Origin of the sequence: Mesorhizobium sp. M8A.F.Ca.ET.057.01.1.1 (genome assembly GCF_003952565.1) — a bacterium.
Lineage (GTDB): Bacteria > Pseudomonadota > Alphaproteobacteria > Rhizobiales > Rhizobiaceae > Mesorhizobium.
Genome location: NZ_CP034454.1, coordinates 2,004,182 through 2,028,347, shown reverse-complemented (window position 1 = coordinate 2,028,347; position 24,166 = coordinate 2,004,182). Strand labels below are relative to the sequence as shown.

Annotated in this window: 31 protein-coding genes and 3 pseudogenes; 16 read left to right on the top strand and 18 right to left on the bottom strand. The window is 64.5% G+C overall.

Annotated features, from left to right (window positions below):
- Window positions 1-91: 91 nt before the first annotated feature.
- From EJ077_RS09265 to EJ077_RS09255, 3 genes are all read right to left on the bottom strand, one after another.
- The gene (locus tag EJ077_RS09265) at window positions 92-1,108 is read right to left on the bottom strand and encodes an ABC transporter permease (RefSeq protein WP_127278997.1); all 1,017 of its coding nucleotides are present in this window, start codon (window positions 1,106-1,108) and stop codon (window positions 92-94) included.
- Window positions 1,105-2,688, bottom strand: coding sequence for a sugar ABC transporter ATP-binding protein (locus EJ077_RS09260; protein ID WP_208701377.1), 1,584 nt, complete (start codon window positions 2,686-2,688; stop codon window positions 1,105-1,107). Before EJ077_RS09260 ends, EJ077_RS09265 begins: the two co-directional genes overlap by 4 nt.
- A gap of 216 nt (window positions 2,689-2,904) precedes the next feature.
- Window positions 2,905-3,852, bottom strand: coding sequence for a substrate-binding domain-containing protein (locus EJ077_RS09255; RefSeq protein WP_127870206.1), 948 nt, complete (start codon window positions 3,850-3,852; stop codon window positions 2,905-2,907).
- Between the two features lie 331 nt (window positions 3,853-4,183).
- Here EJ077_RS09255 and EJ077_RS09250 point away from each other — a divergent pair, with 331 nt between their 5' ends.
- The 3 genes from EJ077_RS09250 to EJ077_RS09240 all read left to right on the top strand — a co-directional run bounded on the left by EJ077_RS09250 (window position 4,184) and on the right by EJ077_RS09240 (window position 5,630).
- Window positions 4,184-4,372 (top strand): type II toxin-antitoxin system HicA family toxin, encoded by a 189-nt coding sequence (locus tag EJ077_RS09250; protein ID WP_208701376.1) that lies wholly within the window; start codon window positions 4,184-4,186, stop codon window positions 4,370-4,372.
- 5 nt (window positions 4,373-4,377) lie between these two features.
- A complete protein-coding gene (locus EJ077_RS09245; protein WP_140708920.1) occupies window positions 4,378-4,779 on the top strand; it encodes a type II toxin-antitoxin system HicB family antitoxin in 402 nt (133 codons plus the stop codon).
- A gap of 152 nt (window positions 4,780-4,931) precedes the next feature.
- Window positions 4,932-5,630 (top strand): RibD family protein, encoded by a 699-nt coding sequence (locus EJ077_RS09240; protein WP_208701374.1) that lies wholly within the window; start codon window positions 4,932-4,934, stop codon window positions 5,628-5,630.
- 335 nt (window positions 5,631-5,965) lie between these two features.
- Here the strand turns inward: EJ077_RS09240 and EJ077_RS09235 are convergent, their stop codons facing one another.
- A complete protein-coding gene (locus EJ077_RS09235; RefSeq protein ID WP_208701372.1) occupies window positions 5,966-6,850 on the bottom strand; it encodes an SDR family oxidoreductase in 885 nt (294 codons plus the stop codon).
- 75 nt (window positions 6,851-6,925) lie between these two features.
- On the opposite strand from EJ077_RS09235, the pseudogene EJ077_RS09230 reads away from it, so the two are divergent.
- Window positions 6,926-7,752, top strand: a pseudogene (locus EJ077_RS09230) (helix-turn-helix transcriptional regulator); the annotation flags it as partial.
- Window positions 7,753-7,798: 46 nt separating this feature from the next.
- Here the strand turns inward: EJ077_RS09230 and EJ077_RS09225 are convergent.
- Together EJ077_RS09225 and EJ077_RS09220 are read right to left on the bottom strand one after the other, a co-directional pair.
- Complete coding sequence (locus tag EJ077_RS09225; RefSeq protein ID WP_208701370.1) at window positions 7,799-8,251, bottom strand: SRPBCC family protein; 453 nt, start codon at window positions 8,249-8,251, stop codon at window positions 7,799-7,801.
- A 121-nt stretch (window positions 8,252-8,372) separates the two neighbouring features.
- Complete coding sequence (locus tag EJ077_RS09220) at window positions 8,373-8,915, bottom strand: phosphatase PAP2 family protein (protein ID WP_136091506.1); 543 nt, start codon at window positions 8,913-8,915, stop codon at window positions 8,373-8,375.
- 46 nt (window positions 8,916-8,961) lie between these two features.
- On the opposite strand from EJ077_RS09220, the gene EJ077_RS32755 reads away from it, so the two are divergent.
- The 3 genes from EJ077_RS32755 to EJ077_RS09210 are packed head-to-tail and all read left to right on the top strand — an operon-like array spanning window position 8,962 to window position 9,637.
- Complete coding sequence (locus EJ077_RS32755) at window positions 8,962-9,090, top strand: hypothetical protein (RefSeq protein WP_367142383.1); 129 nt, start codon at window positions 8,962-8,964, stop codon at window positions 9,088-9,090.
- Complete coding sequence (locus EJ077_RS09215) at window positions 9,078-9,440, top strand: DUF2127 domain-containing protein (protein ID WP_416859544.1); 363 nt, start codon at window positions 9,078-9,080, stop codon at window positions 9,438-9,440. The genes EJ077_RS32755 and EJ077_RS09215 overlap by 13 nt, the downstream gene beginning before the upstream one ends.
- Before the next feature lie 47 nt (window positions 9,441-9,487).
- A complete protein-coding gene (locus EJ077_RS09210) occupies window positions 9,488-9,637 on the top strand; it encodes a hypothetical protein (protein ID WP_208701368.1) in 150 nt (49 codons plus the stop codon).
- A gap of 80 nt (window positions 9,638-9,717) precedes the next feature.
- Here EJ077_RS09210 and EJ077_RS09205 read toward each other — a convergent pair whose 3' ends face one another.
- A complete protein-coding gene (locus EJ077_RS09205) occupies window positions 9,718-10,014 on the bottom strand; it encodes a DUF1236 domain-containing protein (protein ID WP_208701366.1) in 297 nt (98 codons plus the stop codon).
- A 676-nt stretch (window positions 10,015-10,690) separates the two neighbouring features.
- Here EJ077_RS09205 and EJ077_RS09200 point away from each other — a divergent pair.
- Together EJ077_RS09200 and EJ077_RS09195 are read left to right on the top strand one after the other, a co-directional pair.
- Window positions 10,691-10,918, top strand: coding sequence for a polymerase (locus EJ077_RS09200; RefSeq protein WP_208701364.1), 228 nt, complete (start codon window positions 10,691-10,693; stop codon window positions 10,916-10,918).
- Between the two features lie 114 nt (window positions 10,919-11,032).
- On the top strand, window positions 11,033-11,254 hold the full coding sequence (locus tag EJ077_RS09195) for a hypothetical protein (protein ID WP_208701362.1): 222 nt from the start codon (window positions 11,033-11,035) through the stop codon (window positions 11,252-11,254).
- A gap of 45 nt (window positions 11,255-11,299) precedes the next feature.
- Here the strand turns inward: EJ077_RS09195 and EJ077_RS09190 are convergent, their stop codons facing one another.
- Window positions 11,300-13,216 carry a diguanylate cyclase gene (locus EJ077_RS09190; RefSeq protein ID WP_208701360.1) on the bottom strand — a complete coding sequence of 639 codons (1,917 nt, stop codon included), beginning with the start codon at window positions 13,214-13,216 and terminating at the stop codon, window positions 11,300-11,302.
- Window positions 13,217-13,373: 157 nt separating this feature from the next.
- On the bottom strand, window positions 13,374-14,279 hold the full coding sequence (locus tag EJ077_RS09185) for a LysR family transcriptional regulator (RefSeq protein WP_208701358.1): 906 nt from the start codon (window positions 14,277-14,279) through the stop codon (window positions 13,374-13,376).
- 93 nt (window positions 14,280-14,372) lie between these two features.
- Between EJ077_RS09185 and EJ077_RS09180 the strand changes: the two genes are divergently transcribed.
- Together EJ077_RS09180 and EJ077_RS09175 are read left to right on the top strand one after the other, a co-directional pair.
- The gene (locus EJ077_RS09180) at window positions 14,373-15,254 is read left to right on the top strand and encodes an aldo/keto reductase family oxidoreductase (protein ID WP_208701356.1); all 882 of its coding nucleotides are present in this window, start codon (window positions 14,373-14,375) and stop codon (window positions 15,252-15,254) included.
- A gap of 212 nt (window positions 15,255-15,466) precedes the next feature.
- Window positions 15,467-16,213, top strand: a complete 747-nt coding sequence (locus EJ077_RS09175; protein WP_208702952.1) for a pseudouridine synthase — start codon at window positions 15,467-15,469, stop codon at window positions 16,211-16,213.
- A gap of 37 nt (window positions 16,214-16,250) precedes the next feature.
- Here EJ077_RS09175 and EJ077_RS09170 read toward each other — a convergent pair whose 3' ends face one another.
- The 5 genes and pseudogenes from EJ077_RS09170 to EJ077_RS09155 form a co-directional block, all read right to left on the bottom strand.
- Window positions 16,251-16,664: a hypothetical protein gene (locus EJ077_RS09170; protein ID WP_208701354.1), complete on the bottom strand. Its 414-nt coding sequence runs from the start codon at window positions 16,662-16,664 to the stop codon at window positions 16,251-16,253.
- 1 nt (window position 16,665) lies between these two features.
- A complete protein-coding gene (locus EJ077_RS31580) occupies window positions 16,666-16,884 on the bottom strand; it encodes a hypothetical protein (RefSeq protein WP_210212160.1) in 219 nt (72 codons plus the stop codon).
- Between the two features lie 40 nt (window positions 16,885-16,924).
- Window positions 16,925-17,194: a cyclase gene (locus EJ077_RS09165; RefSeq protein ID WP_208701352.1), complete on the bottom strand. Its 270-nt coding sequence runs from the start codon at window positions 17,192-17,194 to the stop codon at window positions 16,925-16,927.
- Window positions 17,195-17,321: 127 nt separating this feature from the next.
- Complete coding sequence (locus tag EJ077_RS09160) at window positions 17,322-17,639, bottom strand: hypothetical protein (protein ID WP_208701350.1); 318 nt, start codon at window positions 17,637-17,639, stop codon at window positions 17,322-17,324.
- Window positions 17,636-17,767: pseudogene (locus tag EJ077_RS09155) on the bottom strand (IS1 family transposase); the annotation flags it as partial. The gene EJ077_RS09160 and the pseudogene EJ077_RS09155, both read right to left, overlap by 4 nt.
- A gap of 104 nt (window positions 17,768-17,871) precedes the next feature.
- Here EJ077_RS09155 and EJ077_RS09150 point away from each other — a divergent pair.
- The 3 genes from EJ077_RS09150 (at window position 17,872) to EJ077_RS09140 (ending at window position 20,203) form a co-directional block, all read left to right on the top strand.
- Entirely contained in the window at window positions 17,872-18,618 is a 747-nt protein-coding gene (locus EJ077_RS09150) for an SDR family oxidoreductase (RefSeq protein ID WP_208701346.1), read from the top strand.
- Between the two features lie 40 nt (window positions 18,619-18,658).
- Complete coding sequence (locus EJ077_RS09145; protein WP_208701344.1) at window positions 18,659-19,702, top strand: RNA polymerase subunit sigma-70; 1,044 nt, start codon at window positions 18,659-18,661, stop codon at window positions 19,700-19,702.
- A 99-nt stretch (window positions 19,703-19,801) separates the two neighbouring features.
- Window positions 19,802-20,203, top strand: coding sequence for a VOC family protein (locus tag EJ077_RS09140; RefSeq protein ID WP_208701342.1), 402 nt, complete (start codon window positions 19,802-19,804; stop codon window positions 20,201-20,203).
- 163 nt (window positions 20,204-20,366) lie between these two features.
- On the opposite strand, the gene EJ077_RS09135 is transcribed toward EJ077_RS09140, so the two are convergent.
- Entirely contained in the window at window positions 20,367-20,948 is a 582-nt protein-coding gene (locus tag EJ077_RS09135; RefSeq protein WP_208701340.1) for a histidine phosphatase family protein, read from the bottom strand.
- A 413-nt stretch (window positions 20,949-21,361) separates the two neighbouring features.
- Here EJ077_RS09135 and EJ077_RS09130 point away from each other — a divergent pair, with 413 nt between their 5' ends.
- Entirely contained in the window at window positions 21,362-21,811 is a 450-nt protein-coding gene (locus EJ077_RS09130) for a universal stress protein (protein ID WP_208701338.1), read from the top strand.
- Window positions 21,812-21,848: 37 nt separating this feature from the next.
- On the opposite strand, the pseudogene EJ077_RS09125 reads toward EJ077_RS09130, so the two are convergent.
- Window positions 21,849-22,753: pseudogene (locus EJ077_RS09125) on the bottom strand (AraC family transcriptional regulator).
- Window positions 22,754-22,962: 209 nt separating this feature from the next.
- Here EJ077_RS09125 and EJ077_RS09120 point away from each other — a divergent pair.
- Window positions 22,963-23,538, top strand: a complete 576-nt coding sequence (locus tag EJ077_RS09120) for a DUF308 domain-containing protein (RefSeq protein WP_208701336.1) — start codon at window positions 22,963-22,965, stop codon at window positions 23,536-23,538.
- A 229-nt stretch (window positions 23,539-23,767) separates the two neighbouring features.
- Here the strand turns inward: EJ077_RS09120 and EJ077_RS09110 are convergent, their stop codons facing one another.
- Together EJ077_RS09110 and EJ077_RS32750 are read right to left on the bottom strand one after the other, a co-directional pair.
- Window positions 23,768-23,929, bottom strand: a complete 162-nt coding sequence (locus tag EJ077_RS09110) for a hypothetical protein (RefSeq protein ID WP_208701334.1) — start codon at window positions 23,927-23,929, stop codon at window positions 23,768-23,770.
- Complete coding sequence (locus tag EJ077_RS32750; protein WP_208702951.1) at window positions 23,871-24,119, bottom strand: tetratricopeptide repeat protein; 249 nt, start codon at window positions 24,117-24,119, stop codon at window positions 23,871-23,873. The genes EJ077_RS09110 and EJ077_RS32750 overlap by 59 nt, the downstream gene beginning before the upstream one ends.
- Window positions 24,120-24,166: the final 47 nt, after the last annotated feature.

Sequence of the window (24,166 nt, the reverse complement as noted above, 5' to 3'; positions counted from 1 at the left end):
GAAAGCGCCGTTTACGGGTTCAGGCGAGGACGTTTTCAAGCAACTGGCAGCCGGTGATCCCTTCTCCCCTTGCGGGAGAAGGAAGAGACGCTCACCGCCTCACCCGCGACTTCAGCCAGCGGTCGAACGCCACCGCCAGGATCAGGATCAGGCCGATGACGATGCTCTGCGTGTAGGACGAGACGTTGTTGAACTGCAGGCCGTTCTGGAGCACGCCGATCAGCGCCGCCCCCACCACCGTGCCGCCGACCGAGCCGATGCCGCCGAATAGCGAGGTGCCGCCGATGACGACGGCCGAGATCACCGTCAGCTCGTAGCCGATGCCAGCGACAGCTTCGGAAGAATTCAGCCTCGCCGACAGCACGAAGGCGGCGAGCCCGGCGAAGAAGCCGACAATGACATAGACCGAGACCAGGATGCGGTCGACGCGCAGGCCCGACAGCCGTGCCGCTTCCGCATTGCCGCCGACGGCATAGACGGCGCGGCCATAGCGGGTGTAGCGCAGCACGATGTGGCACAATATGGCGGCGATGGCGAAGATCAGCGCCGGCACCGGCACCGGCCCGATCAGCCCTGTGCCGAACCAGCGCATGGAGGCATCGAAGCCGGAGATCGGGCCGCCATTGGAGATGGTCAGCGTCAGCCCTCGAAACACCGTCAGCCCACCGAGCGTGACGACGAAGGGCGGCACTTTCAGCCTCGTGATGGCGAACCCCTGCACGCCGCCGGCGAGAGCGCCGACCACGACGGCGGCCAGCAGCGCCGCGAACCAGCCATAGCCCTGCGTGCCTGACGTCGACAGCGACAGCGTGTTGGCGGTGCCGCCCTTGGCGACCACGGCCGCCACCATGCCGCAGAAGGCGAGCAGCGAGCCGACCGAAAGATCGATGCCGGCGGTGAGGATGACGAAGGTCATGCCGAGCGCGATCAGCCCGGTGATCGAGATCTGCCGCGTGATGTTGAACAGGTTGATAGGGTCGATGAAGCTCGGCTTCAGCACGGTGAAGACGACGACGAGGGCGGCCAGGAACAGGAGCGGCCCGAAGCTCATCAAAAGCCGCGCGATCGTCACGCCGCCGCGCTGGTTCTGTTCCTCGGCGATGCTCATCGTGCCTGTCCCCCCGCGTCCTGTGCCGGCGTATCCTGCCTGTCGAGCGCCATCAATTCCATCAGTCTTTCCTCGTTTGCCTCGACGCCCGGCATCTGCCCGGTGATGCGGCCCTTGCGCATGGTGACGATGCGGTCCGACACCGCCAGCACCTCGGGCAGTTCGGACGAGATCATCATCACCGCGATGCCGCGCGCCGCCAGCTGCACCAGGATCTGGTGCACTTCCGCCTTGGCGCCGACATCGACGCCGCGCGTCGGCTCGTCGACGATCAGCACTTTTGGGTCGCGCGCCAGCCAGCGCGCCAGGATCACCTTCTGCTGGTTGCCGCCCGACAGGCCCTCGATCGCCTGCTCGGCCGAGGCCATGCGGATCGACAGCATTTTGCGGAAACCCGACAGCGCGTCGCGCTCGCGCCGCTCGGCCATGAAGCCGAAGCCATTGCTGAAGCGCCCAAGCGAGGCGACGGAGAAATTCGGCAGGATCCCGAGCGCGGCGAAGATGGCCTGGTGCTTGCGGTCCTCCGGCACCAGGCCGATGCCGAGCTTGATGGCGTCGGCCGGCGATGCGGGTGCTATTTCCTTGCCGTCGAGCGTGATCGTGCCCGCCGCGATGCGGTCGGCGCCGAAAATGGCGCGGGCGAGTTCCGTGCGGCCCGAGCCGACGAGGCCGGCAACGCCGAGGATCTCGCCTGCCTTGAGGTCGATGTCGACGCCGTCGAGCACGATGGCATGCGGCGCCTCGGGGTCGCGCACGGTGCGCAAGCCCCGCACGGACAGCACCACATCGCCGGCCACCGCGCGCTGCGCCGGCCGCGCGTAAAGTTCGGAAGCGGCGCGGCCGACCATCTTCTCGATGATGGCGGGCAGCTTGATCGGCCCGCCCTGACGCTCGAGATGCCCCGCCAGCCTGCCGTCGCGCAGCACCGTCATGCGGTCGCAGATGGCGGATGCCTCCTCCAGCCGGTGGGTGACGAACATGATCGCGACCTTGTCCTTGCGCAGCCGGTCCATGATCGACAGCAGCCGCTGCACCTCGGTCTCGGTCAGCGCCGAGGTCGGTTCGTCCATGATGATCAGCCGGCTCTTCAGCGACAGTGCGCGGGCGATCTCGACCAGTTGCTGTTCGGCCACCGACAGCGCCGACACCGGCGTCATCGGGTCGATGGAGAGACCGACGCGGGCAATGATGGCGCGGGAATCCTGCTCCATCCTGCGCCAGCTCACCAGCCCGAGCGGGCCGATGGGTGCGCGGCCGATGAAGATGTTCTCCGCCACGGTCAGCGTCGGGATTAGGCTGAGCTCCTGGTAAATGGTGACGATGCCCAGCCGCTTGGCGTCCTGCGGGCTGGATGGCTGGTAGTCGGCCCCGTCGAAGGTAATGCGCCCGCTGGACGGTGGCATGACACCGGACAGGATTTTCAAGAGCGTCGATTTTCCGGCGCCGTTTTCGCCAAGCAAGCCCAGGATTTCGCCGGGGCGGATATCGAGCGAGACATCGTTCAATGCCGTGACGCCGGCGAAATGCTTGGTGACGCCTTCGACGGCAAGCAGGACGGGGGATGAAGGTTCAGCTGGCAAGGATGGCTCCCGGATTGCGGCAGGCAGCGGGGCACGCCCCCCTCTGGCCTGCCGGCCATCTCCCCCACGAGGGGGGAGATTGGATGTCGTGAAGGCTTTCGCCAATCTCAAACGTTGCAAGAGAGGCGCGATCGAAGAAGCTGCTGATCTCCCCCTCGTGGGGGAGATGGCGGCAGGCCAGAGGGGGGCGTGCCCCACCGACCTGACCAATCCGGCCTACTTCGTCTCGTTCAGCCGCTCCGCCTTATCCAAATTGTCTTTGCCGATGACGATGGGCGTCAAAAGCACCAGCTTTTCCTTCGGCTCGGTCTTGTCCTTGGCGTAGGCGACCGCGATCTGCACGGCGGTGCGCGACTGCTTGCCGGGGAACTGTTCGACCGTGCCGGCGAGCTTGCCGTCGCGCACGGCGACCAGCGCTTCCGGCAGCGCGTCGAAGCCGTAGATCTTGACGTCGCTGAAGTTGCGCGCGGCGCACGCTTCGAGCGCGCCCAGCGCCATGTCGTCATTGGCGCAGATGATGGCGTCCGGCTTGCCGTTGGCGGCAAGGCCGGCTTCCGTCACCGTCAGCGCCTCGGCACGGGCGAAGTTGGCGGTCTGCTCATAGATGATCTGGTACTTGTCCTTCAGCGGATCGAGCACATTGTGCACGCCCTTGTTGCGGTCGATCGCGGGACCCGCGCCCGGCTGGCCCTGCAGGTGGAACAGCTTGGCGCCATTGGGGAATGCAGCCACCACGGCGCTCGCTTCCGCCTCGCCGCCCTTGACGTTGTCGGCGCCGACATGGGCAAGGATGCCCTGGACACCGTCGACGCGGCGGTCGATCGTCACCACGGGAACGCCGGCCTTGACCGCTTCCTCGATGGCTGGCGCCAGCGCGTTGACGTCGAGCGGCGAGATGACGATGGCGTTGACCTTCTGCACCAGCGCCGCCTCGATGTCGGCGGTCTGCTTGGTGGCCGAGTTCTGGCCGTCGCTCTCGGTCAGGTTGACGCCTTGCGCCTGCGCTTCGGCCTTGATCTCGTTCAGCATGTGCACGAAGAACGGAAAGCCGAGACTGGGCACCGAGCCGAGGATGGTGAGTTTGTCCTCGGCGAAAGCCGAGCGTGCCGCCAGCATCATGGCGCCCGCGGCCACGGACGTCATCAGGAATTCGCGTCTGTTCATGGGGTTCCTCCTCCACAGAAGCGCACGGTCCCTAAAAACCGGGACCGGTTTCAGGAAGGATCATGCGCCGGTTAAAGTGTTGGAGCATCCTCCTTGCGCAAAGAACGCATGCAGCTCCAGCTGATCGCCGCCTAAATTCCTCCGATCGGCGTCAACAAGAAGATGCTAACCCAGGGTCAACCATTTGTGCAACATCGATATAACAGAGCTGGACAGCGACTTGTCGGAATTGTCGGATTTTTTGGATTCCGGGCGTGCCGCTCCCTCGAGAGGCATGGGTTCCCTTCCACATTCTTATTGAAAGGCCGCCGTTCGATGTGTATAAATACACATGACTAGTGCCGAAATCATCCGCCTGTTGGAAGCCGACGGTTGGTTCGAGGTAGCCCGAAAGGGTAGCCATGCGCAATTCAAGCATCGCGGCAAGCCAGGGCGTGTCACCGTTCCCCATCCCAAGCTTAATATCCCGATAGGCACCCTGCGCAGCATCGAAAAGCAATCTGGACTGAAACTGAGGTGACGGGCATGAAGCAGTATATCGGACTTATCCACAAAGATGCCGACAGCGACTTCGGCGTGTCTTTCCCTGATTTCCCAGGCGTGATTACCGCCGGCAAGGATCTGGATGACGCCCGGTCCATGGCTGAAGAGGCCCTTGCCCTCCATATCGAAGGGCTGGTCGAGGATGGCGATGCCATTCCGGAACCTTCCAGTCTGGAGGCCGTGATGACAGACGCCGACAATCGTGACGGCGTGGCAATCCTGGTCGCGGCAAGGACCGGGGCCAGGAAGGCGGTGCGTATCAACGTGACGCTGCCGGACGACGTTCTCCAGCGGATCGATGCCTTCGCCGAGGCCCATGGCTATACGCGATCCGGGTTTCTGGCGAAGGCGGCGGAGAAGGTGATGGCGCTTGAAACGGCCTAGCCCCGTGACACCCCAGACACGGCAATTGACATAGCCGGCCTCGCCACCGCCCGCGAGGGTTTCGCTCGTCCTTTGGCCCAGCCCTTTCGTGGTGCGTAGCGACCACGCAAGACGACAACGTGAATTATAGAATCCCATCCCGGAGAAGTCCCATGAAGCCGCACATCATCTGCCATATGCTTGCCTCGCTCGACGGCAGCCTTCATCCGAGCCGCTATACCGAAAGCCCCGATGGCGCCGTGCCGGCGTGGTCGGGCCTTTATGAAAAGATCCACGACGACCTCGAAGGCGACGCCTGGATCGTCGGCCGCGTCACCATGGCCGAGATGAGCAAGGCCGGTGCGCACCCGCCGGCGAATGCCGGCAAGGTCGAGCGGCCGCATCATTTCGCCCGGCGCGACGCGGGCAGCTATGCCGTGGCGCTCGATGCCTCCGGCAAGCTGCACTTTGCCAAGCCCGACATCGGCGGCGATCATGTCGTGGTACTGCTCGGACGTGATGTCGAGGACAGCCATCTGGCCGAACTCGCCGCCGACGGCGTGTCCTATATCGTTTCGGAAACGGCCGACATCGATCTCGCCGCAACGCTCGACGTGCTAGGGCGCGAACTCGGCATCCGCCGGCTTCTGCTCGAGGGCGGCGCCGGCATCAACGGCACCTTCCTGGCGGCGGGGCTGGTCGATGAACTCAGCCTTCTCGTTGCCCCCGCGCTCGATGCGCGGGCGGCGAACCAGGGCTTTGTCGAGTTCGGCGAAAGCGGCCTCGCCGGCAAGATGCAACTGTCGCTGACATCTTGCGAAACGCTGGCGCATGGGGTCATCCATCTGCGCTACGCCGTCAGCCCTCCATGATCAGAAGTCTGACGAGCCGGATGCGCTTGCATTGACGGATGGCATGCCTTCATCACTTCGTCATCCTATGGCGGAGCAAGGAGCGTAGCGACGCAGCGCAGACCATAGGATCCATGCCAGGGACTCCTGAGCGCTGCCACGGTGCAGAATCTGCTCCGATGCACTCCGCGGCAAAGGTCCCGGCATGGATCCCAGGGTCTCCGCGACGGAGCTGCGCTCCTGCTTCGCCCTAGGATGACGAAGTGGTTAGAGGCTTCGGCCAATTCCGAATGTTGCCCCCGAGACGACGAAATCCTGAGCGCTGACAAGCCAGCCGAAGCCGCGCTGCCAGCGCCTCAATACCGCATCGCGTCCAGATCGGCGATCAGCGTCGGGCCGGTCGGATGCCAGCCGAGCCGTGCCTGGGTCAGCGCGCTGGAGGCAGGCAGGTCCATGGGGGCGAACATCGCCATCCAGCCGAAATGCTCCGCCGCCTTTTCCGGCGCGATCGAAACGACCGGCAGGTTCAGGCCCCGGCCGAGCGCCTCGGCGATGGCGCGCACCTCGACGCCTTCCTCGCCGACGGCGTGATAGCGTGCGCCCGGCTGGCGCTTTTCCACCGCCAGCCGGTAGAGGCGCGCCGCGTCGAGCACATGGCCCGCCGAAAAGCGATTGCGGCCTTCGCCGACATACGCCGAAACGCCCTTCTGCCGCGCGATCTCGATGAGCGGCGAGATCAGCCCTTGCTTCACCGTGTCATGCACCTGCGGCAGGCGCACCACCGACAGGTTGATGCCGGCCTCCAGCAAGGCGTTGCCGGCGAGCTCCGAGGCGATGCGCGGATTGGGGTGGCTGGGATTGAAGACGTCCTCGACCGCCAGTTGACCATGGCCGGGGCTGCCCATGCCGACGCCCGACGTGATCACCAGCGGCCGGTCGGAGCCGGCGAGCGCCTCGCCAAGCGCTGCGATGACATGGCTGTCCTTTGCGCAGTTCTCGGCGAACCGCGAGAAATCATGGTCGAAGGCGGTGTGGATCACGGCCTCCGCCTTGGCCGCGCCGTCGCGCAGGCCTTTCGGATCCTCGAGGGTTCCCCGGTACACCTCGGCGCCCGCGGCGGCCAACGCCTGCGCGCCCGCATCGGAGCGAGTGACGCCGACCACCTGATGGCCGGCCCGAAGAAGTTCGGTTACGAGCGCCGAACCGATGAAGCCGGTGGCTCCGGTGAGAAAGATACGCATGCAAAATCTCCTGGGTTGCCTGCGTAATATCGCTGCTCTATTATTCCATTAAAGTAGTGATCTTATCATGGTATAATGGCTAACAGGATGCCCAACACGTCCGACGGCTCGCTCGCTGCGTTCCTGAAAGACCGGCGCACCCGGCTCGACCCCTCGTCGTTCGGCTTCTCCGGGCGCAGGCGTACGCCGGGGCTGCGCCGCGAAGAGGTCGCCCAGCGCGCCAACATCAGCCCGACCTGGTACACATGGCTGGAACAGGGCCGCGGCGGCGCGCCCTCGGCCGACGTGCTGAACCGCATCGCCAAGGGCCTGCTGCTGACCGAGGCCGAGCGCGAACATCTTTTCATGCTGGGGCTGGGGCGCCCGCCCGAGGTCCGCTATATCGGCGCCGACGGCGTCAGCCCCAGGCTGCAGCGCCTGATCGACACGCTCGAGGCAAGCCCTGCCCTGATCAAGACGGCGACCTGGGATGTCGTCGCCTGGAACAGCGCCGCGCAAGTCGTAATGACCGACTACAGCACCTTGCCCACGGCCAGCGCAACATACTGCGCTTCATGTTCCTGAGCCCGACCATCCGCGCCAAGCAGCACGATTGGGAGAACCTTGCCCGTTTCGTGGTCGGCGCGTTCCGGGCCGACGCGGCACGCGCCGGCGCGGCGTCGGAGGTCGCCCAGTTGGTGGACGAACTGTGCGGCGCCAGCCCCGAATTCGCCACCCTGTGGCGGGAGAACGACGTGCTCGCCCATGGTGACGGGACCAAGCGCCTGAAGCACCCCGAGCTCGGCGACATCGAGCTCGAATATTCGGCCTTCGCGGTCGATGGCCGGCCGGACCTCAGCCTGACCGTCTACAACCCGGTGGACAGCAGGGTTGCCGACCTGATCCGCGACCTCGCCCGGCGCCGCAAGGAGCGAGACGCGACGGACCCGTCAATGAAGCCCGCCGCCCCTAGGGGCGTTCGCACATCGCCTTCAGGATCCGCAAGGTCGGCCCCCAGTAAAGATTGGCATGCGGACGGATCGACGGTTCGGCGAAGCTGCTCAGCGTCAAGGTCAGCAGCGTTCCCTGATCCGCCGGCTCGAGCGCGAAGCCGACCACCGTGTGGTTCTCGGGTACGTCAGCCAGGCGCGAGGCGGACAGCGTGCTCCAATAGCTGTAGGCGAAGCTCTTGTCCGGCTCGAAGGCCCGGACCGTGCCGTGGTTCTCGAACGGCATGCCATGCAGCACGCCGCGGATCACGATCGCGCCGCCGGCATGCGCATCGAGGCTGACATCAAGCTCTTCGTCGGACATCCATTGCGCGATCAGTGCCGGCGTCGTCAGCACCCGCCAGACCTTGGCCGGTTCGGCATCGATGGCGATGGCTTTGACGATCGGCGCGGCGTCGAGGGAACCGGTCACGAACGCAGCGACATTGCGGCAGCGACGCGACCGGCACCACGCCGGGCAACATTATGAACCGGTCTTTCCGAACTTGCCCCGGCAGGATTGTACGCCGGGTCTGTTCGACGACCGATTTCCATCACAGGATACTTGTCGCCAGCCGGTCTAGCCGCGAATCCTCACGGTAAAGGGCGCGGACGAGCACCGCAGCGGCAATGCCGGTCAAGGCACCGCCAAGCACATCCGTGACGTAATGGGTGCCCACAAACAGCCTCGACCAGCAGATCAGCACCGCCATGGCTCCGAAAATCAGCGCGCGTCCAGGAAGCGCCTGCAGGGCGAACGCGGCAACGATGGCGAAAGCCGCCGTCGCGTGGTCCGAGGGGAACGACCAGTCGGCGCTGGCGGGAATGATGAGATGGGTCACACCGGCGTCGTAGGGACGCACGCGATGCACGAAAAGCAGGATGATCTGGTTGGCGCCAAGTCCGATCAGGAAAGACAATCCGGCCGCGATCGCGGCATGGCGGACGTGGGTCCGGTCCGTCCTGCTCCACCATTGCAGCACCACGCAGGCGATTAGGAGCGGGACACCGAATTTCGTCACCGAGATCATGATCAGATCCAGCGCCGGGCTTATTCCCGCCGCCGAATTGATCCAATGTGTAGTCGTCACGTCCATCAATTCACCTTACCGTCGAGCCGCCACACCAAATGGCAGGAGAGCCATGAACGAGCAGCGTGTCCACCAGATTTTCGAAGTCAGCCTGCTGCTAAAGGGCGCACATGCGCTCATCGAATGCGTCGGCGGCCTGCTGCTCGCCCTTGTCAGCACAGCACCATCGTGTCGCTGGTGAACAGGCTGACGCAGGAAGAGCTGGTCGAGGACCCGCATGATTTCATCGCCGGCCATCTGATGAACGCGGCGAACCATTTCTCCGTCGGCACGCAGCATTTCTACGCATTTTACCTTCTCAGCCATGGCCTCATCAAGATTGCCCTGGTGGCGGGGCTGCTGAGGGGGAAGCTGTGGGCCTATCCGGCCTCGCTGGTCGCCTTGCTGCTGTTCATCGTCTACCAGCTCTACCGCTTCAGCTATACTCACTCCGCGGGGCTGATCGTGCTCACCATATTCGACCTGATCGTCATCTGGCTGATCTGGCACGAATACCGCCTCGTTCTGCGCCACAAGGTGGCAAGCCGTTAGAGGGGTGTCGTCTGCCGCGGCCCCTATTGCGGCGTGCCATGCGCCGAATGCCGGCAGGTGATCTCAGAGTTCTGCTGCCCAAGGTCAGGATCATCGGCTCGACGCTCGACGGCGAGATCGAACTGATGACCATCGGCGAGATTTATCCAAGCCCTTACGGGCCGGGCACCAAAGGTATCGACCCGCGCAAGTTCTGATTGCCCGGGCACGCATTTTGCAGCCGGCCCGCCACCGCTCTGGTGGCGGGCCGAGCGTTGTTACTGGATCATGAGCGTTGTTACTGGATGATCTTGACGATCTTGTGGGTGCCCGGATCCACGATCACCGTCCGGTTGTCGATCACTGTGTAGCGATATTTGACATTGGGGACTTCGTGGAGCTCGACCGTATCGGGCAGAGCCGTGCCGATGTTGAGTTCCACGCCGGGAACCTTCACCGAAGCCAGCGGCTGCTTCTTCACGTATTCCTTGATCACCGTTTCCTGCTCGGGCTGGATGATGACGTCTTCGGCAGCGGCTGCGCCGACACCCGCGAGCAAAAGGACCGTGGCTACGGCGGCAAGAGTCTTCTTCATGAATTCCTCCATTTTTAAATCGGCACAGCACAGGATTGTCGCCGCGCTGAGGATCGAACTTCAGGCACGGATGAACGTTCCCCGGTCGGGCTTCGGTCGGGCCCACCTCGGACTTAAGTCCCATTCAAGAACGCAATGGTCCTGCCGCCGCTCCCGCCGGGAACGCTCGCCTTTCGCGCTCGTTGTCGCTGCAATGGCAGGCAACTGACCAATAGCTGCCTCGGTCTTTTTTAGCGAATTGGCGCAGCTACGTCCCTTCCTGCGCCAATAGGGTTCGCTCACTGCTTCCGGGTGGCGAGCGAACCCTGAATTCCCCGGCATTCGGGCCGAGACGGGAGGAGGTTATGATGTTCGGCGACAAGGAAACCCGCCTTATCGAGATAGTGTTGCTGATGGCGGTCCCGTTATCGGCGTTGATCCCCGCATTGCTCGTCACCTTCACGATGAGCTGGTAGCAGCCCGCTTCGAGAGGGACAGCTCCGCCTGCCTTTGGCGGAGGGCTCAGCACAGGCTGCCGCCCTTGGCGGAGGCTCGGTGCGCAGGCAGGTTGCGCCTTGTCGTTCGGCCCGAAACTCGGACTGAAGTCGCAAGTGCCAGCGCATTGGTCCCAGACGTTGAACATAGTCCGCCGGTGCTCGTTTGCCGATTGTAGGCGCACAATTTGGAGGAGAGGAAAATGCAACTTGGTGAGATCATCGCCAACACCTTGGCCATCTTCTTGCTGGTCTGTTTTCTCGCCAGCACGTTCTTCCTTTTCGGAAAGCCATTGTGGCCGGAGCAGCACGCCCGCATGGTCATCATTGTGCCGGTCGACATGAGCACGACAGCCTCCACTGGCCGCAATGGCACGCCTGTCCTCCCCGCCACTTTCGACGCCAGCATTGCCCGTCCAAGGCCGTCCTGACGGGCATCATTGGGGCACATGCGCCAGCGAATGCAGCCGCGCCCAAACAGCCGGAACCAAAACGACCGGCAACGGTTTCCCAATCGAAGGGACCGTAACCACGGAAGCGGAGTAATGGAACTTCTGACCTTGGAACTGGCCCGGGCGAGACAGCGACTCAACCGAGCGGAACTCGCCTTGGAACGTGCAAACGCGATGCTGGACGAGGACTGTGGCGTTGGTATCAATCTGAGGCTTTGTGACAGGATACGATCCGCACAACAACGCGTCGGCGAGGCAAAAGCTCGCCTTGTGAAGCTCGATCCCGCAAGCATGGATCCAGGCTACCACGGTTGAGGCACCCTGAGAGAGGCACGCTCGCCCCTTGGGCCCTGGGAAGACTCAAGTCTTGCGCCGTGAACCGGTCGCGCGTTGGTCGCTGAGGTGAGGACGCCAGCCATGGACCCGGTCCCGCCCCGCGGCCTTGGCGCCGTAGAGCGCCTCGTCCGCACGTTTCAAAAGATCGGCGATCTCCATGGCGGCTCCGCCGGCATCGAATGTGCCGACACCGATGCTGACGGTGACGATGCCTTTTTCGCTGCCGGCATGCCCAAGAGCGAGGTCGCGCACCTTGCTCCTGAGGTTTTCAGCGATGACGAAGGCGCCCCGCGCATCGGTCTCCGGCAGGATGAGCGCGAACTCCTCGCCGCCATAGCGGGCGGCGGCGTCCGCCGGCCGGCGGGCTGCCGCCTCGATGCAGCGGCTGACGACGCGCAGGCATTCATCGCCCGCCGGATGGCCGTAATAGTCGTTGAAGCGCTTGAACCAATCGACGTCGATGATGAGCAGGCTGAGCGGCATTGCGTTGCGGCTGGCGCGGGCGAATTCGCGCGCCAGCGCTTCGTCGAAGGCGCGCCGCGTCAACAGTTCGGTCAGGCCGTCGCGGTGCGCCAGAAGGTTCAGCTTCTCATTGGCGGCCATCAGTTCGGCCTCGACCTGCTTGGCCTCGGTGATGTCGGAAAAAACGCTGAGGCTGCCGCCATCGCCGGTCGGCCGGGTGCGCACATCGAGCCAGCGCCCGTCGGCAAGCCGGACTTGGCGGTGACTGACCAGCTTCTGCGCGGCCATGATGCCGGCAATCCAGTCTTCGACGGCGTCCGGCGGTGTTATCCCTTCGCCGCGCGCCGCCGAGGCGCGCAGGATGTCGCGGTAATCGGCACCCGGCACCCTCATGTCCGCCGTCTTCGGAAACATGGCGCGATACCGGGCGTTGCACAGCACCAGCCTGCCGTCCGGATCGAACATCACCAAGCCGTCGGCCATGTGCGTGAGGGCGTCTCCCAGCCTTGCCTGGCTTTCCGCCAGTTCGTTCTCAAGCTGCTTGCGAACGGTGATGTCGCGATTGTGCGTGATCAGGCCGATGATGGCTCCGCTCCGATCCCGAAAGGGCGCCTTCAAGGTCGCCAGCCAGCCATCGGTGCCATCCTCGTGGTGAAGGCGCTGTTCGATGGTGGACGAGGCGCCCGAGGCCAGCACGGCAAGCTCGTCCTCGCGGAAGCCTTGCGCCGTTTCACGCGGAAAGAAGTCGAAATCCGTCTTGCCGATCAATGCCTTGGCATCGGCCGCATGCATCAGTTCCGCCGTTGCCGGATTGGCCGCGATGAACCGCCCGTCGAGATCCTTGACGTTGAGGCAATCGGGCAGCGTCTCCACGACGGCCTTGTAGATGCGCCGGGACTGCAGCGCTTCGAGGCGCCGCCGCTCCTGGTAGAGCGTCAGTCCCGACAGCACCACCGAGACGAAGATGAGCAGGGAGGACGGCAGCGCCACTTTCGGCAGCACCATCTGCAGGACATCCCGCGGCAGCACGCTGAGGCCAAGCAGTGACGCCGCCGCGGCGGCCGCGCCAAGGATCATGATGTCGATCATGGTGGCGCGGCGGCCCTTCAGGGCAAGGTTGCCGGCAACGCCGACCAGCATGGCGGCCGCGATGCCCACCGCGCCGGCGAAGGCGCCGATGCCGCCCTCGAAAGTCCGGAAGGCACCGGCCATGACCCCGGCGACGATGCCGGCGACAGGACCGCCGAAGAAGCCCGCAACGGCTATCATCGTCGCCCTGAGATCGGCGAGCACGCCCGGCTGCAACTGCATGGGCGTCAGCATCAGGACGATGGCGCCGGCGCCCATCAGCAGGCCGAAGGCCGCTGCCTTCGCCGCGGCCGGCCAGCGATCCAGCCACACATGGGTGTGAATCCAGACCGAAACGAACATCGCGACGACCGCGAGATTGGCCAGCAATTCGGACCAGGGCGAACCCATTGCGCGCCTTTCCCTTTACCGGGCTTTCGCCGTATCGCCTCCTCGATAGGCCCTCAATGACAACAAAGTGTTACATCGGGGATTCGCCCTTTGGCCGAAGCAACCGCGGCGACAGGCGAAAAGGCCGGCGCGACCGTGCAGCGATTTCGGTGCGGGATCAGTCCCACCGCATCCCAGCGACGAAGTCGATGAACGCGCGCAGCGGCGCCGGCGTCAGGCGGCGGCCGGGATAGTAGAGGTACGGGCCTGAAAATTCCTGCCACCACGGCTCCAGCACCGGCTCCAGCCTGCCATCGTCGAAATAGGGATGCAGCCAGTCCTCGAACAGCGAGACGATGCCGCCGCCGGCAACCGCCACCTCCAGCGCGAGCGCCATTGCCGTGCCGGTGCTGACCAGCAGCGGGCCGGTCGGCTCGACGCTCACCACCTCGCCGTCGCGTTCGAACTCCCAGGGCGGCGTGAAGCCGCTGGCAAAGCGGCCGCGCAGGCAGGCGTGATCGAGCAGGTCGCGCGGGTGCTCGGGCCGGCCGTGCCGGTCGAGATAGGCCGTCGCGGCGGCGGTGGCGAAGCGCTGCCGGCGCGGGCCGATCGGCACGGCGATCATGTCCTGCTCCAGCCGCTCGTCATAGCGGATGCCGGCATCGCAGCCGCTCGCCAGTATGTCGACGAAACTGTCCTCGGCGGTCACTTCCAGGCGAATATCGGGATAGGCGGCGAGGAAGGGCGGCAAAAGGCGCGGCAGCACCAGTTTCGCCGCGACGACAGGCACGTTGAGCCGCAGCGTGCCGGCCGCGCGGCCGCGAAAACCGTTGACCACGTCGAGCGCCGCCTCGACCTCGCCGAGCGCGGGACCGAGCCGCTCGAGCAGTCGCGCGCCGGCCTCGGTCGGCGCCACGCTGCGCGTGGTGCGGTTGAGGAGCCGCACGCCGAGTTCGCTCTCCAGCCGCCGCACCGTCTCCGAGAGGCTGGAGGCGCTGACACCGCCCACCCGGGCGGCCTCGCGAAAACCGCCGGCGCGCGCCACCGCCATGAATGCCTGGAGGTCGCCGAGATCCGCCGCCATTGTTCGCCTTTCCGCACAGGCTGTACCGATTGCACGATATTATCGCGCAGGCGCGCCTTGTCTATATCTGGCTGATCCAAAGGAGACGACACCATGACCGACATCAGCAAGGCCGGAAGCTTCAAGCTCGGCGGCCGCACCGTAAAGCGCCTCGGCTACGGCGCCATGCAGCTGGCCGGACCGGGGGTCTTCGGGCCGCCAAAGGACCGCGACGCCGCACTCGCCGTGTTGCGCGAGGCCATAGCCAGCGGCGTCGACCACATCGACACATCGGATTTCTACGGTCCCCACGTCACCAACCAGATCATCCGCGAGGCGTTGCACCCCTACCCCGCCAACCTCACCATCGTCACCAAGATCAGTGCCCGGCGCGGCGCGGATGCATCGTGGATCCCAGCAATGTCGCCCCAGGAGTTGACGCAGGCCGTGCACGACAATCTGCGCAATCTCGGACTGGACGTGATCGAGGTCGTGAACCTGCGTTCCATGCACGGCATCCACGGACCCGCCGAAGGGTCGCTCGAGCCGCAGCTCGACACGCTCGCCGAACTGCAGCGCCAGGGGCTTGTGCGCCATATCGGCCTGAGCAACGTCACCCGCAAACAGATCGCGCAGGGACGCGGCATGGTCGACATCGTCTGCGTGCAGAACCAATACAACATCGCCCATCGCGAGGATGACGGGCTGATCGACGAGCTTGCCGCCGACGGCATCGCCTATGTGCCGTTCTTCCCGCTCGGCGGTTTCACGCCGCTGCAGTCGAGCACGCTTGCCGACGTCGCGCAAAAGCTCGGCGCGACACCCATGCAGGTGGCGCTCGCCTGGCTGTTGCAGCGCGCGCCCAACATCCTGCTCATCCCCGGCACCTCGTCGGTCGGGCACCTCAGGGAGAACCTGGCAGCGGCCGAACTTAGGCTGCCGGCGGATGCAATCCAGATCCTGAACGGCATCGCGGCCGAAAAGGCAGCCGCCTAACGCGGTTCGCGGCATCGACGAAGAGAGCCGACGCCTGAGCTTCCGATCTTCCCCCCGTGGGTCCCTCGCGGGGGAGATGACTGGTCCACCCTCCGCAACGGGTGAGGAGGGGCGCGCCGGAGCGCGGCGGTGCTGAAACCCACCTCGCCCGGCTTGCGAACCCGCCGCCGCCCATGCCATCAGTCGGCCCAACCGACACCGGTACCATGGCCATGACCCCACGGCGGACACAAGACACCGGCAGGCTACCTCCCGGCGTCAGCCTGAACCGCGCGCTGTCAAAACTCGGCCTGTGCTCGCGCACGCAGGCCGAAGTGCTGATCGCGGCGGGCCGGGTGCGCGTCGGCGGCAAGGTGGTGCGTGACGCGGCGCTGCGCGTCGACATGAACCGCGACCGCATCGTCGTCGATGGCGATGCGGTCGTTGCCGAGCGCAAGGTCTATCTGATGCTGAACAAGCCGCGCGGGCTGGTCACCACCCGTGACGATCCGCAACAGCGCGACACCGTCTATGCCTGTCTCGAAGGGCTCGACCTGCCCTATGTCTCGCCGGTCGGCCGTCTCGACAAGGCCAGCGAAGGCCTGTTGCTGATGACCAACGACACGCAGTTTGCCAACCGGCTGATGGATCCGGCCTCGCATTTGCCCAAGAGCTATCACGTGCAGGTCGCCACGGTGCCGGATGAAACGACGCTGGACACATTGCGCGCCGGCGTCACCGTCGACGGCGAGACCCTGGCGGCAAACGCGATCACGCTTTTGCGCAGCGGCGGCCGCACCGCCTGGCTGGAGATCGTGCTCGACGAAGGCAAGAACCGCCACATCCGTCGCTTGCTTGCCGCCCACGGCATCGAGGTCAAGCGCCTGATCCGCGTCGCCATCGGCCGCCTGCCGCTCGGCAACCTCGCCAAGGGCACGGCGCGGCATTTGACGGCGGAGGAACTGGCGTTGCTGGGTTGAGTAAGCGGCGCGGCGCCGCCAGCCCAAAACGAGTCTGCTATTCGACGTTGATCCTGATGACCGTCTTGGACGCATATCCATAGTAGGTATGAAGGGACAAAGTCACCTCGTCTCGCCCTTTGAAACCGGGGGCCGACCGATACATGACCTTGATCCCGTCGACCTTGCGCGAATCGCATTTCGCACGCGCATCTTTCTTGGCGTAGTGCGCATAGGTCTTCCCGTTCACAATCATGAGCTTTCCATGACTTGGTCCGGAAATTGCCCTCAAATCATCCTTGCCGGCCTTCGAACAGTCGGGGTTGAGGGTCGAGCCTCCGTAGAGAAAGATCTCCTGTCCGGAGAGTGCCGTTTTTTCATAGCTGAACGAGTGGGTATAGGCGGCGGCTGGACAGACCGAAAACCCCAGAAGCGCAAGCACCGTCATGACACCCATTGTGCGGCGGATCATATCAACTCCCCCAGCCTTTTGAATTAATTTTCCCGCCGACAACTTTAGGATGGCTTTGGAGCCAATCGCCAATCACGGGCGCAGTACTTCCAATCAATTCTTGGTTATCAGAATAGAGTTTGGCCGATGCGTTTTGCCTCTGGCAATGGATCGGCTCCGGCGTTGCTGCGCGCTTGAGCAAACATAGTGCTTCCAGCGCCGAAGCTGCCTGGCCATTCATTGCGGCACTGGCGGTTCAACAGACTGGATGGAGCGGCCAATCAGGCCTTGTTGGTGATCCACATGGTTGGCGCGCCCACCACGCCGGCGCTCGCCATCGCCTCTTTCAATTTTGGGTTTGCTATGAAGGCCTGCGCTTCGGCGACACTGGCGAAATCATGTGTCACGGTGACGTCGTTGGGGTTGTCCGCCGCCTGGTAGACGGCCTCCGCCTTCACGCCGTTGGCCTTTTGAACCGGGGCGAACCCGTCATAGACTTTGCGCCAGGCCTTGTAGTCGGACACGGTATGTCTCACGAACAGCGTCGTCATCGTACATTCCTCCCAGGCTGCTGTGGTGCGCCCAAGAGATCGGCGATGGGCCGTCCAGTTTATCGCCCCAATCATGTCCTTGGCAAACCGGCGAACGAATGGGTAGTGGGTCAGTTTGAAATTCCGGTCAGGATGGATGGCCGAAAACAATCAAAATAAGCGCCATCACACCGAAGGTGCCGAAAAAGACGATAGCGCCATATGCTATTGTACGACGCGCCATCTGGAAGCGGGGTGACCAAAATTGAGCATGAAGCCGGGAATCCCGGTTTCCCATTCGCCCGCCCCAAGGAAGGTTCTGTTCATCAATCGAACCATAGAAGTCTGTTCGCAGAATTATGCTTGCGAGCGAGATGAACATAGCTGCGAAACTCAGCGCCAATACGACGACGCAGGCTGTTACCGGAATAAACAGGTGGGGATTGTCCGCCCATTCGTACTTCAAATTTCCTCGCTCCGCTTTTTATAGGGACCGCGAACCATCGGCTTCTCTGCCTCGTTGGCTTCGATCAGCGCGACAATGTCGCCGATTTCCCGAAGCTTGTCAGTAACACCAGCGGCCATTGCCGGCGTGCCCCGCGAAAGATTTTTACCGCCGGACCGATGAATTCCACCCGCCTCGGCTGTCCTGATCATCAGGCGCCGGAATCCTCCGGGCCGGAACAGCGAGGTGAACCATGGGATCGTTGCAAGGTCAAAATGTCGTCGTCGTCGGAGGCAGCCGGGGCGTCGGCCGCTCCATCGTGGAGGCCGCGCTGAGCGGGGGAGCAACCGTGCTCGCCGTCGCCCGGGGCGCGGACGCTCTGAAGGAACTTTCCTGGGAGGCATCAGGCGTAAAGACGCTCGTGGCGGACGCCACGCGGGAGGCGGCACCCGATGCGGTCTTCGCAGCTCTCGAACCGGACGTGCTGGTGATCTGCGCCGGTGCCTTCGCCCCATCGGCATCGATTCAGGACCAGAGATGGGACGAGTTCTCGGCCAATTGGGAAATGGACGTCAAGGCGTCCTTCCTGTTCTGCCAGGCGGCGCTGCGCGGCCGGCTGAAGCCCGGCAGCCGCGTGGTGCTGATCTCCAGCGGCGCTGCATTCAGCGGCGGTCCGCCCAATTCCGGCGGCTACTCCGGCGCCAAGCGCATGCAATTGTTCCTCGCCGCCCACAGCCAGAAGGAAGCCGACCGGCTTGGCCTCGGCCTGCGTTTCATGGCGCTGGCGCCGATGCGCATCATGGCCGGCACCGGCGTCGGCCAGCGCGGCATATCGGGCGTTTCGGCCTATCTCGGCATCAGCCCGGCGGATTTCCTGGCCAGCATGACCGATATGCAGACGCCGGCCGATGTCGGGCGCGCCGTGGTTGCGCTCGCTGCCGGCAAGATGCAGGGCACCGCCTTCACGGTGAGCGGCAGCGGCCTTGCGGCGGCGGCATGAGGCGCGCAGGATGGCCCGAAATCATCATGGCGGGCTGGAAATGACAGATGCTCCTGGCGCTTCCGGGCCATCGGGCCGGCCGGTCCTCGACCGGCCTGCCTTCGAGCGCCTGACCACCAGCCACCGCCGCGAACTCAAGCTGCATTGCTACCGGATGATGGGCTCGCTGCACGAGGCCGACGACCTTGTTCAGGACACGTTCCTGAAAGCATGGCGCGGCCGCGCGCAATTCGGCGGCCACGGCTCGCCGCGTGGCTGGCTCTACGCCATTGCCACCAACAATTGCCTCAACGCGATCAAGGCAAGGTCGTCGGCGCGCCGCATTCTCGAAGAGCCCGCACGGCCGTCGACAGAAGGCCGCGCCGCCGCCGGGCCGGCCGCCGAACTCGCCTGGCTGGAACCTTACCCGGACGCCGAGCTGCCGGATCTCGCCGATGGCGCACCCGGGCCGGAAGCGCGCTACGAAACCCGTGAGGCCGTCCGGCTGGCCTTCGTCGCGGCGATCCAGCTTCTGCCGCCCAGGCAGCGCGCCGTGCTTTTGCTGTGCGACGTGCTCGGCTGGTCGGCGCTGGAGGCGGCGCAATTGCTGGGCGGCTCGACGGCGTCGGTCAACAGTGCCTTGCAGCGGGCGCGCGCCACCCTTGGCGAACGCTTCCCCAAGGGGCGGCCACTGCAGCGCGCGCGGCCAAGCCCCGACGAGGACCTGCTGCTCGAACGCTATATCAGGACCTGGGAGGCCGCCAATCTCGACGGCTTCATCGAACTGCTGCGCGAAGACGCCACCTACCACATGCCGCCATGGCACGACTGGTATCAGGGGCGCCAGGCGATCCACGACTTCTTCAAGACCGTGTGGAACAATTTCGCCGGCTATCGCGCGGTCGCGACAAGGGCCAACGGCCAGCCCGCCGTCGCGATCTACGCGCAGCGGTTTCACGACCTGGAATGGCGTGCGCAATCGCTGCACGTCATCGAGCCGGCCGACGGCCAGATCACCGCGCTGACGATCTATGTCGGCCCGCTCGGCCCCGATTTGTTCGCGGCTTTCGGCCTGCCGCCGGTCTGGACCGAACCGCAAGCGTAACCGTCGCAACGCCTCTCCTGACAGAGAGCTGTCAGGAGGCCTGGTCTATGCATCGGCTGGGAAGCCCGCTCGCGGCTTCGAGATCAAGGAGCCAATGCGATGAATTTCGTCTCTGTCCGCATCATCACGTCGGATGTCCAGCGCCTCGTGCGCTTCTACGGTGAGATCACCGGCATGCCGGTGACCGTATACACGGAAGACTTCGCCGAACTGGCGACCTCGGCCTGCACGCTGGCGATCGGCAGCACGCGCACCCTGATGCTGTTCGGCGGCGACATCGCCCGCCCCGCTGCCAACCACACCGCCATCCTCGAATTCCGCGTCGGCGACGTCGATGCCGAATTCGCCCGGCTGTCGGACCTCATCAAGAAGACGACCGTGCAGGAGCCGACCACCATGCCCTGGGGCAACCGCTCGCTGCTGTTCCGCGACCCCGACGGCAATCTGGTGAATTTCTTCCAGCCCATCACCGCCGAGGCGATCAGGAAGTTCGAGAGGTAGGAGGCGGGCGCGCGGTTTGAGTTGATTAGCGTCCAGCATCGGAATTAGCCAAAGCCACCCAACACGTCGTCATCCTAGGGCGAAGCAGGAGCGCAGCTCCGTCGCGGAGACCCCTGGATGACGAAGACGATAGGCGTCACCACATCTGGTTGATATGGCTTGCCTACTTCCCGTTCCATTTGCGCACGACTGGCTCCGTCAGATCATGCTCGTAGCCCAGCACGCTGATGCTGGCCGTGTCGAGCACGAACAGCGCCCCGCCCTCGGGCGGCAGGCCGAGCCAGCGGGCGGCGAGCACGCGCAGGAAATGCGCGCTGGAAAAGATCAGTATGTCGGCATTGGCCTTGCGCAGGCGGTCGATGATCCTGTCGGCGCGGGCGCCGACATCGGCCGCCATCTCGCCTTGCGGGCAACCGTCGCGAAACACGTTCCAGCCCGGCCGCTCTGCCAGGATTTCTTTCGTCGTACGCCCCTCATAGGCGCCGTAATCCCACTCCTGCAGATCGTCCAGCTTGAGGCTCGCGGCCCCAAAGCCGGCCAGCACGCTGGTGTTGTAGGCGCGCTGCGACGGGCTCGACCAAACCTCCGAAAACGACAGGCCCTTCAGGCGGTCCGCCACACCGCGCGCCGCCGCTTCGCCGGCCGACGTCAGCGGCATGTCGGTGCGGCCTGTATGCTGCCCCGAAAGGCTCCATGCCGTCTCGCCATGCCGGACCAGATGGATCTGCGGATACGCGTTGCTCATGGAATGCCTCTCAAAGTTGCCGGCACCTTAGAGGACGATTCCGCGAAGGGGAATCCGGCTGGCGAAATTCATGCCTCTTCTCGATGCGCTGGCGCTGCCCCTCATCTGGCTACCGCCATCTTCTCCCCGTAAAACGGGGAGAAGGGCGCTGTCGCCGCTGGTTTCGCCAATCCGCAGCGTTGCAAGTGAGACGGCGGCGTTGCGGCAGCTTCTTTCTCCCCGTTTACGGGGAGAAATGCCCGGCAGGGCAATGAGGGGCGGCGCCGGCGCCAACGATTGGCCGCCGGTGACACCAAGCTCTCGATATCGAATCCTTCGCTGGCCCTGATCCCCGCCGCATTGGCTCAATGAATGAGCGCGGGGGCATAACTATCTATGTTGGAGAGTAATCAGGCACAACAGGTCGGATCATCATGTACAAACATCTGCTCATCGCCACCGACGGCTCGGAACTGGCCGGCAAGGGCGTCGCCCAGGGCCTCATTTTGGCCAAGGACCTCGGCGCCGCCGTCACCTTCGTCACCGTGTCGGAACAATTCCCGATCTTCGCCTGGGGCGGTACCATGGCCGGCTACGCCGCCGGCGATGAACTGGCCGTCTACCAGGAAGAATCGCGCCGCTACAGCAAGGAAGTGCTCGACAAATGCAAGGCATCCGCCGATGCCGCCGGCGTGTCCGCCAATCTGGTCCATGTCGAGGACAAACGGCCCGCCGAAGCGATCCTGGACTTGTCCAAGGCGCAGGGCTGCGATCTGATCGTCATGGCCTCGCATGGCCGCCGCGGGCTGGGCAGGCTGCTTCTGGGCAGCCAGACGGCGGAAGTGCTGTCCTATACCGAGATCCCGGTGCTGGTGGTGCGGTAGGTCCCGCAGCTCACTTTTTACAAAATGGCGCCGCCGGTCAGGGCTGCTTGGCGGGTTCATTGGTCAGCGCATATTCAACCCGTGGCGGGTGCCCGAAGAGCTGTTTGTAGGCCCGGCTGAAGGCGGCTTCGGACTCGTAGCCGATGCGCAAGCCGATCTCACCCACGCGCGCGTCCCGCCTGGCCAAAAGGTCGCGGGCCAGGCCCAGGCGCCATTCATTCTGGTAGCGCAGCGGTGAACGTCCGACGAGCGCGGCGAAGCGCTCGCAGAAGCTCGAACGCGACATGCCGGCCTTGTCGGCCAGTTCATTGATGCTCCACCGCTGCAGCGGCCTTTCGTGGATGGCCTTCAGGGAACGGGCGATGCGGGCATCGGAAAGCCCGCCGAGCCAGCCCGTGGCGTGCCCTTCATGGACCCAGTTGCGCAAGGTGCGGATGACCATGAGATCGATGAGGCGGGAAATCATCAAGGCAGCACCTGGCTGGGCGCCGCTGGTTTCGACCATCAGGAAAGGCAACATTCCATCGACCCACCCTGCCCCTGGGCACGCTGGATGTGAATGCATTGCGGCAAGGCGAAGATCATTCCCCGCAGGCTGTCGGGATCGAACCAGAAGCGGCAGACGACGATCGCCACGCGTGGATGCGACGCCACCAGCCGCAACGCGCCGGGACCGCGAGGCAGCAGCACGAGGTCGCCGGCCTCGATGACGGCGGCGGCCTGATCCTCGCTCTCCATGCGCAGCGCGCCGGCGGTCACCACGACGATATGAGCCTGCCCCTCGTCGAGATCGAGTAGCTCCGCCTCCGCCAGCGTGCGTGAAAAAACCTCGTCGCCGGTAAGCCTGATCTGCGCCAGAACATGCGAGAGAAGGTCGCCGGAGACACCGGCACGCGGCCCTCCATCCGGAAGAATGGTCAAATTTTCAGGCGATTCAATCATGGAGATAGCCGACCGGTTCTCATACATTCCTTGGCAAGGATAGCGCATTTCCCGTTGATTATGCGCTGTTTTCGCCTTGGATCAAAGCCATTCCCGCGCCGAGGGCGCGAGAATGAGCTGTTCCAATCATCCAACCCCCAAGGATGTGATCAAGCGGGTCAACCCGCCGCCTCTCACCCTCGGGCCACTCAACAAGACAGGAATTTCCAATGAGCACTCAAACCATCCAGGCGCCAAGCGGCGTTGCCGCATCGCAGTGGCTGAAGTCATACTATTTCCTCCGGGCCGGCTTTTCGGTCGCCTGGGTGGCGGCGGCCTTCACCCTCGGCAAAAGCGCGCCGACGGTCGCGGCGATACTCCTGGTCGCCTACCCCGCCTGGGACGCGATCGCCAATATTCTGGACGCGCAGCGCAGCGGCGGCCTGAAGGCCAATCCCAGCCAGGCGCTCAACGCGGCGGTCAGCACGATCACGGCCATCGCGGTCTTGATCGCCCTTGGACAGGGCCCGCACGCGGTCCTGGCGGTGTTCGGGGCGTGGGCCATTCTCTCCGGCCTGTTCCAGCTTGCCACCGGCGTGCGCCGTTGGCGGGCAGGCGCGCAATGGGCAATGGTGCTGAGCGGTGCGCAGTCGGCGCTCGCCGGCGGCTTCTTCATCAAACAGGCGATCGGCGCCGCGACGCCCGGCATCACCGATATCGCGCCCTATGCCGCGTTCGGCGCCTTCTATTTTCTCGTCTCGGCCATATGGCTGAGCGTCATGCAGGCACGCAAGCGCACCGCTTGATTCTCCAGAGTGCCAGGCCCCGCCGAAACACTCGAAAGAGGTTTGGGGCCTGGCTTTTTTAGAGCCGCAGCGCAGCCTCCAGCGCGAGATAGGCCCCGAGCGCCAGCAAGCCGGCGAAGAACATCGTGCGAAAAGTCTCGACGTTCATCCTCTGGCGCAGCGCATGGCCGAAGGCCATGCCGGCTAGCGCCGGCAGGGACGCTGGCGGCGGCGCCGGTGTGAATCGCCCTTACGGCGCCTTGCTCATGGCGCGCAATCCGGCAATGGCGGCGCGGTATTCGATGAAACCCCTGGGGCAGGCGCTGGCGGCGACCTTGTAGAGCCGCAGGGCTTCATCGCTGCGGGCCTGCAAACGATCGAACTCGGCGGTATAGAAATTGGCCTCGCACACCTGACCGGCCGGAGGCTCCGGCGTCGCTCGGATCGAGGCTGAGCGCCTTCTCGTAGTCGGCGATCAGGCGTTCGGAACCGCCCTTTATGGCACTGTCATAGTCACCTTTGCGCACGGAGGTGAGGCCGCGATTTTGATAAGCGCTGACAAGACCCGGATGGAGAGCGATCACCTGATCGTAATCGGCGATCGCCCGGTCGTAGTCGCCTTGTGCCGCGAGCGCATTGCCGCGATAAA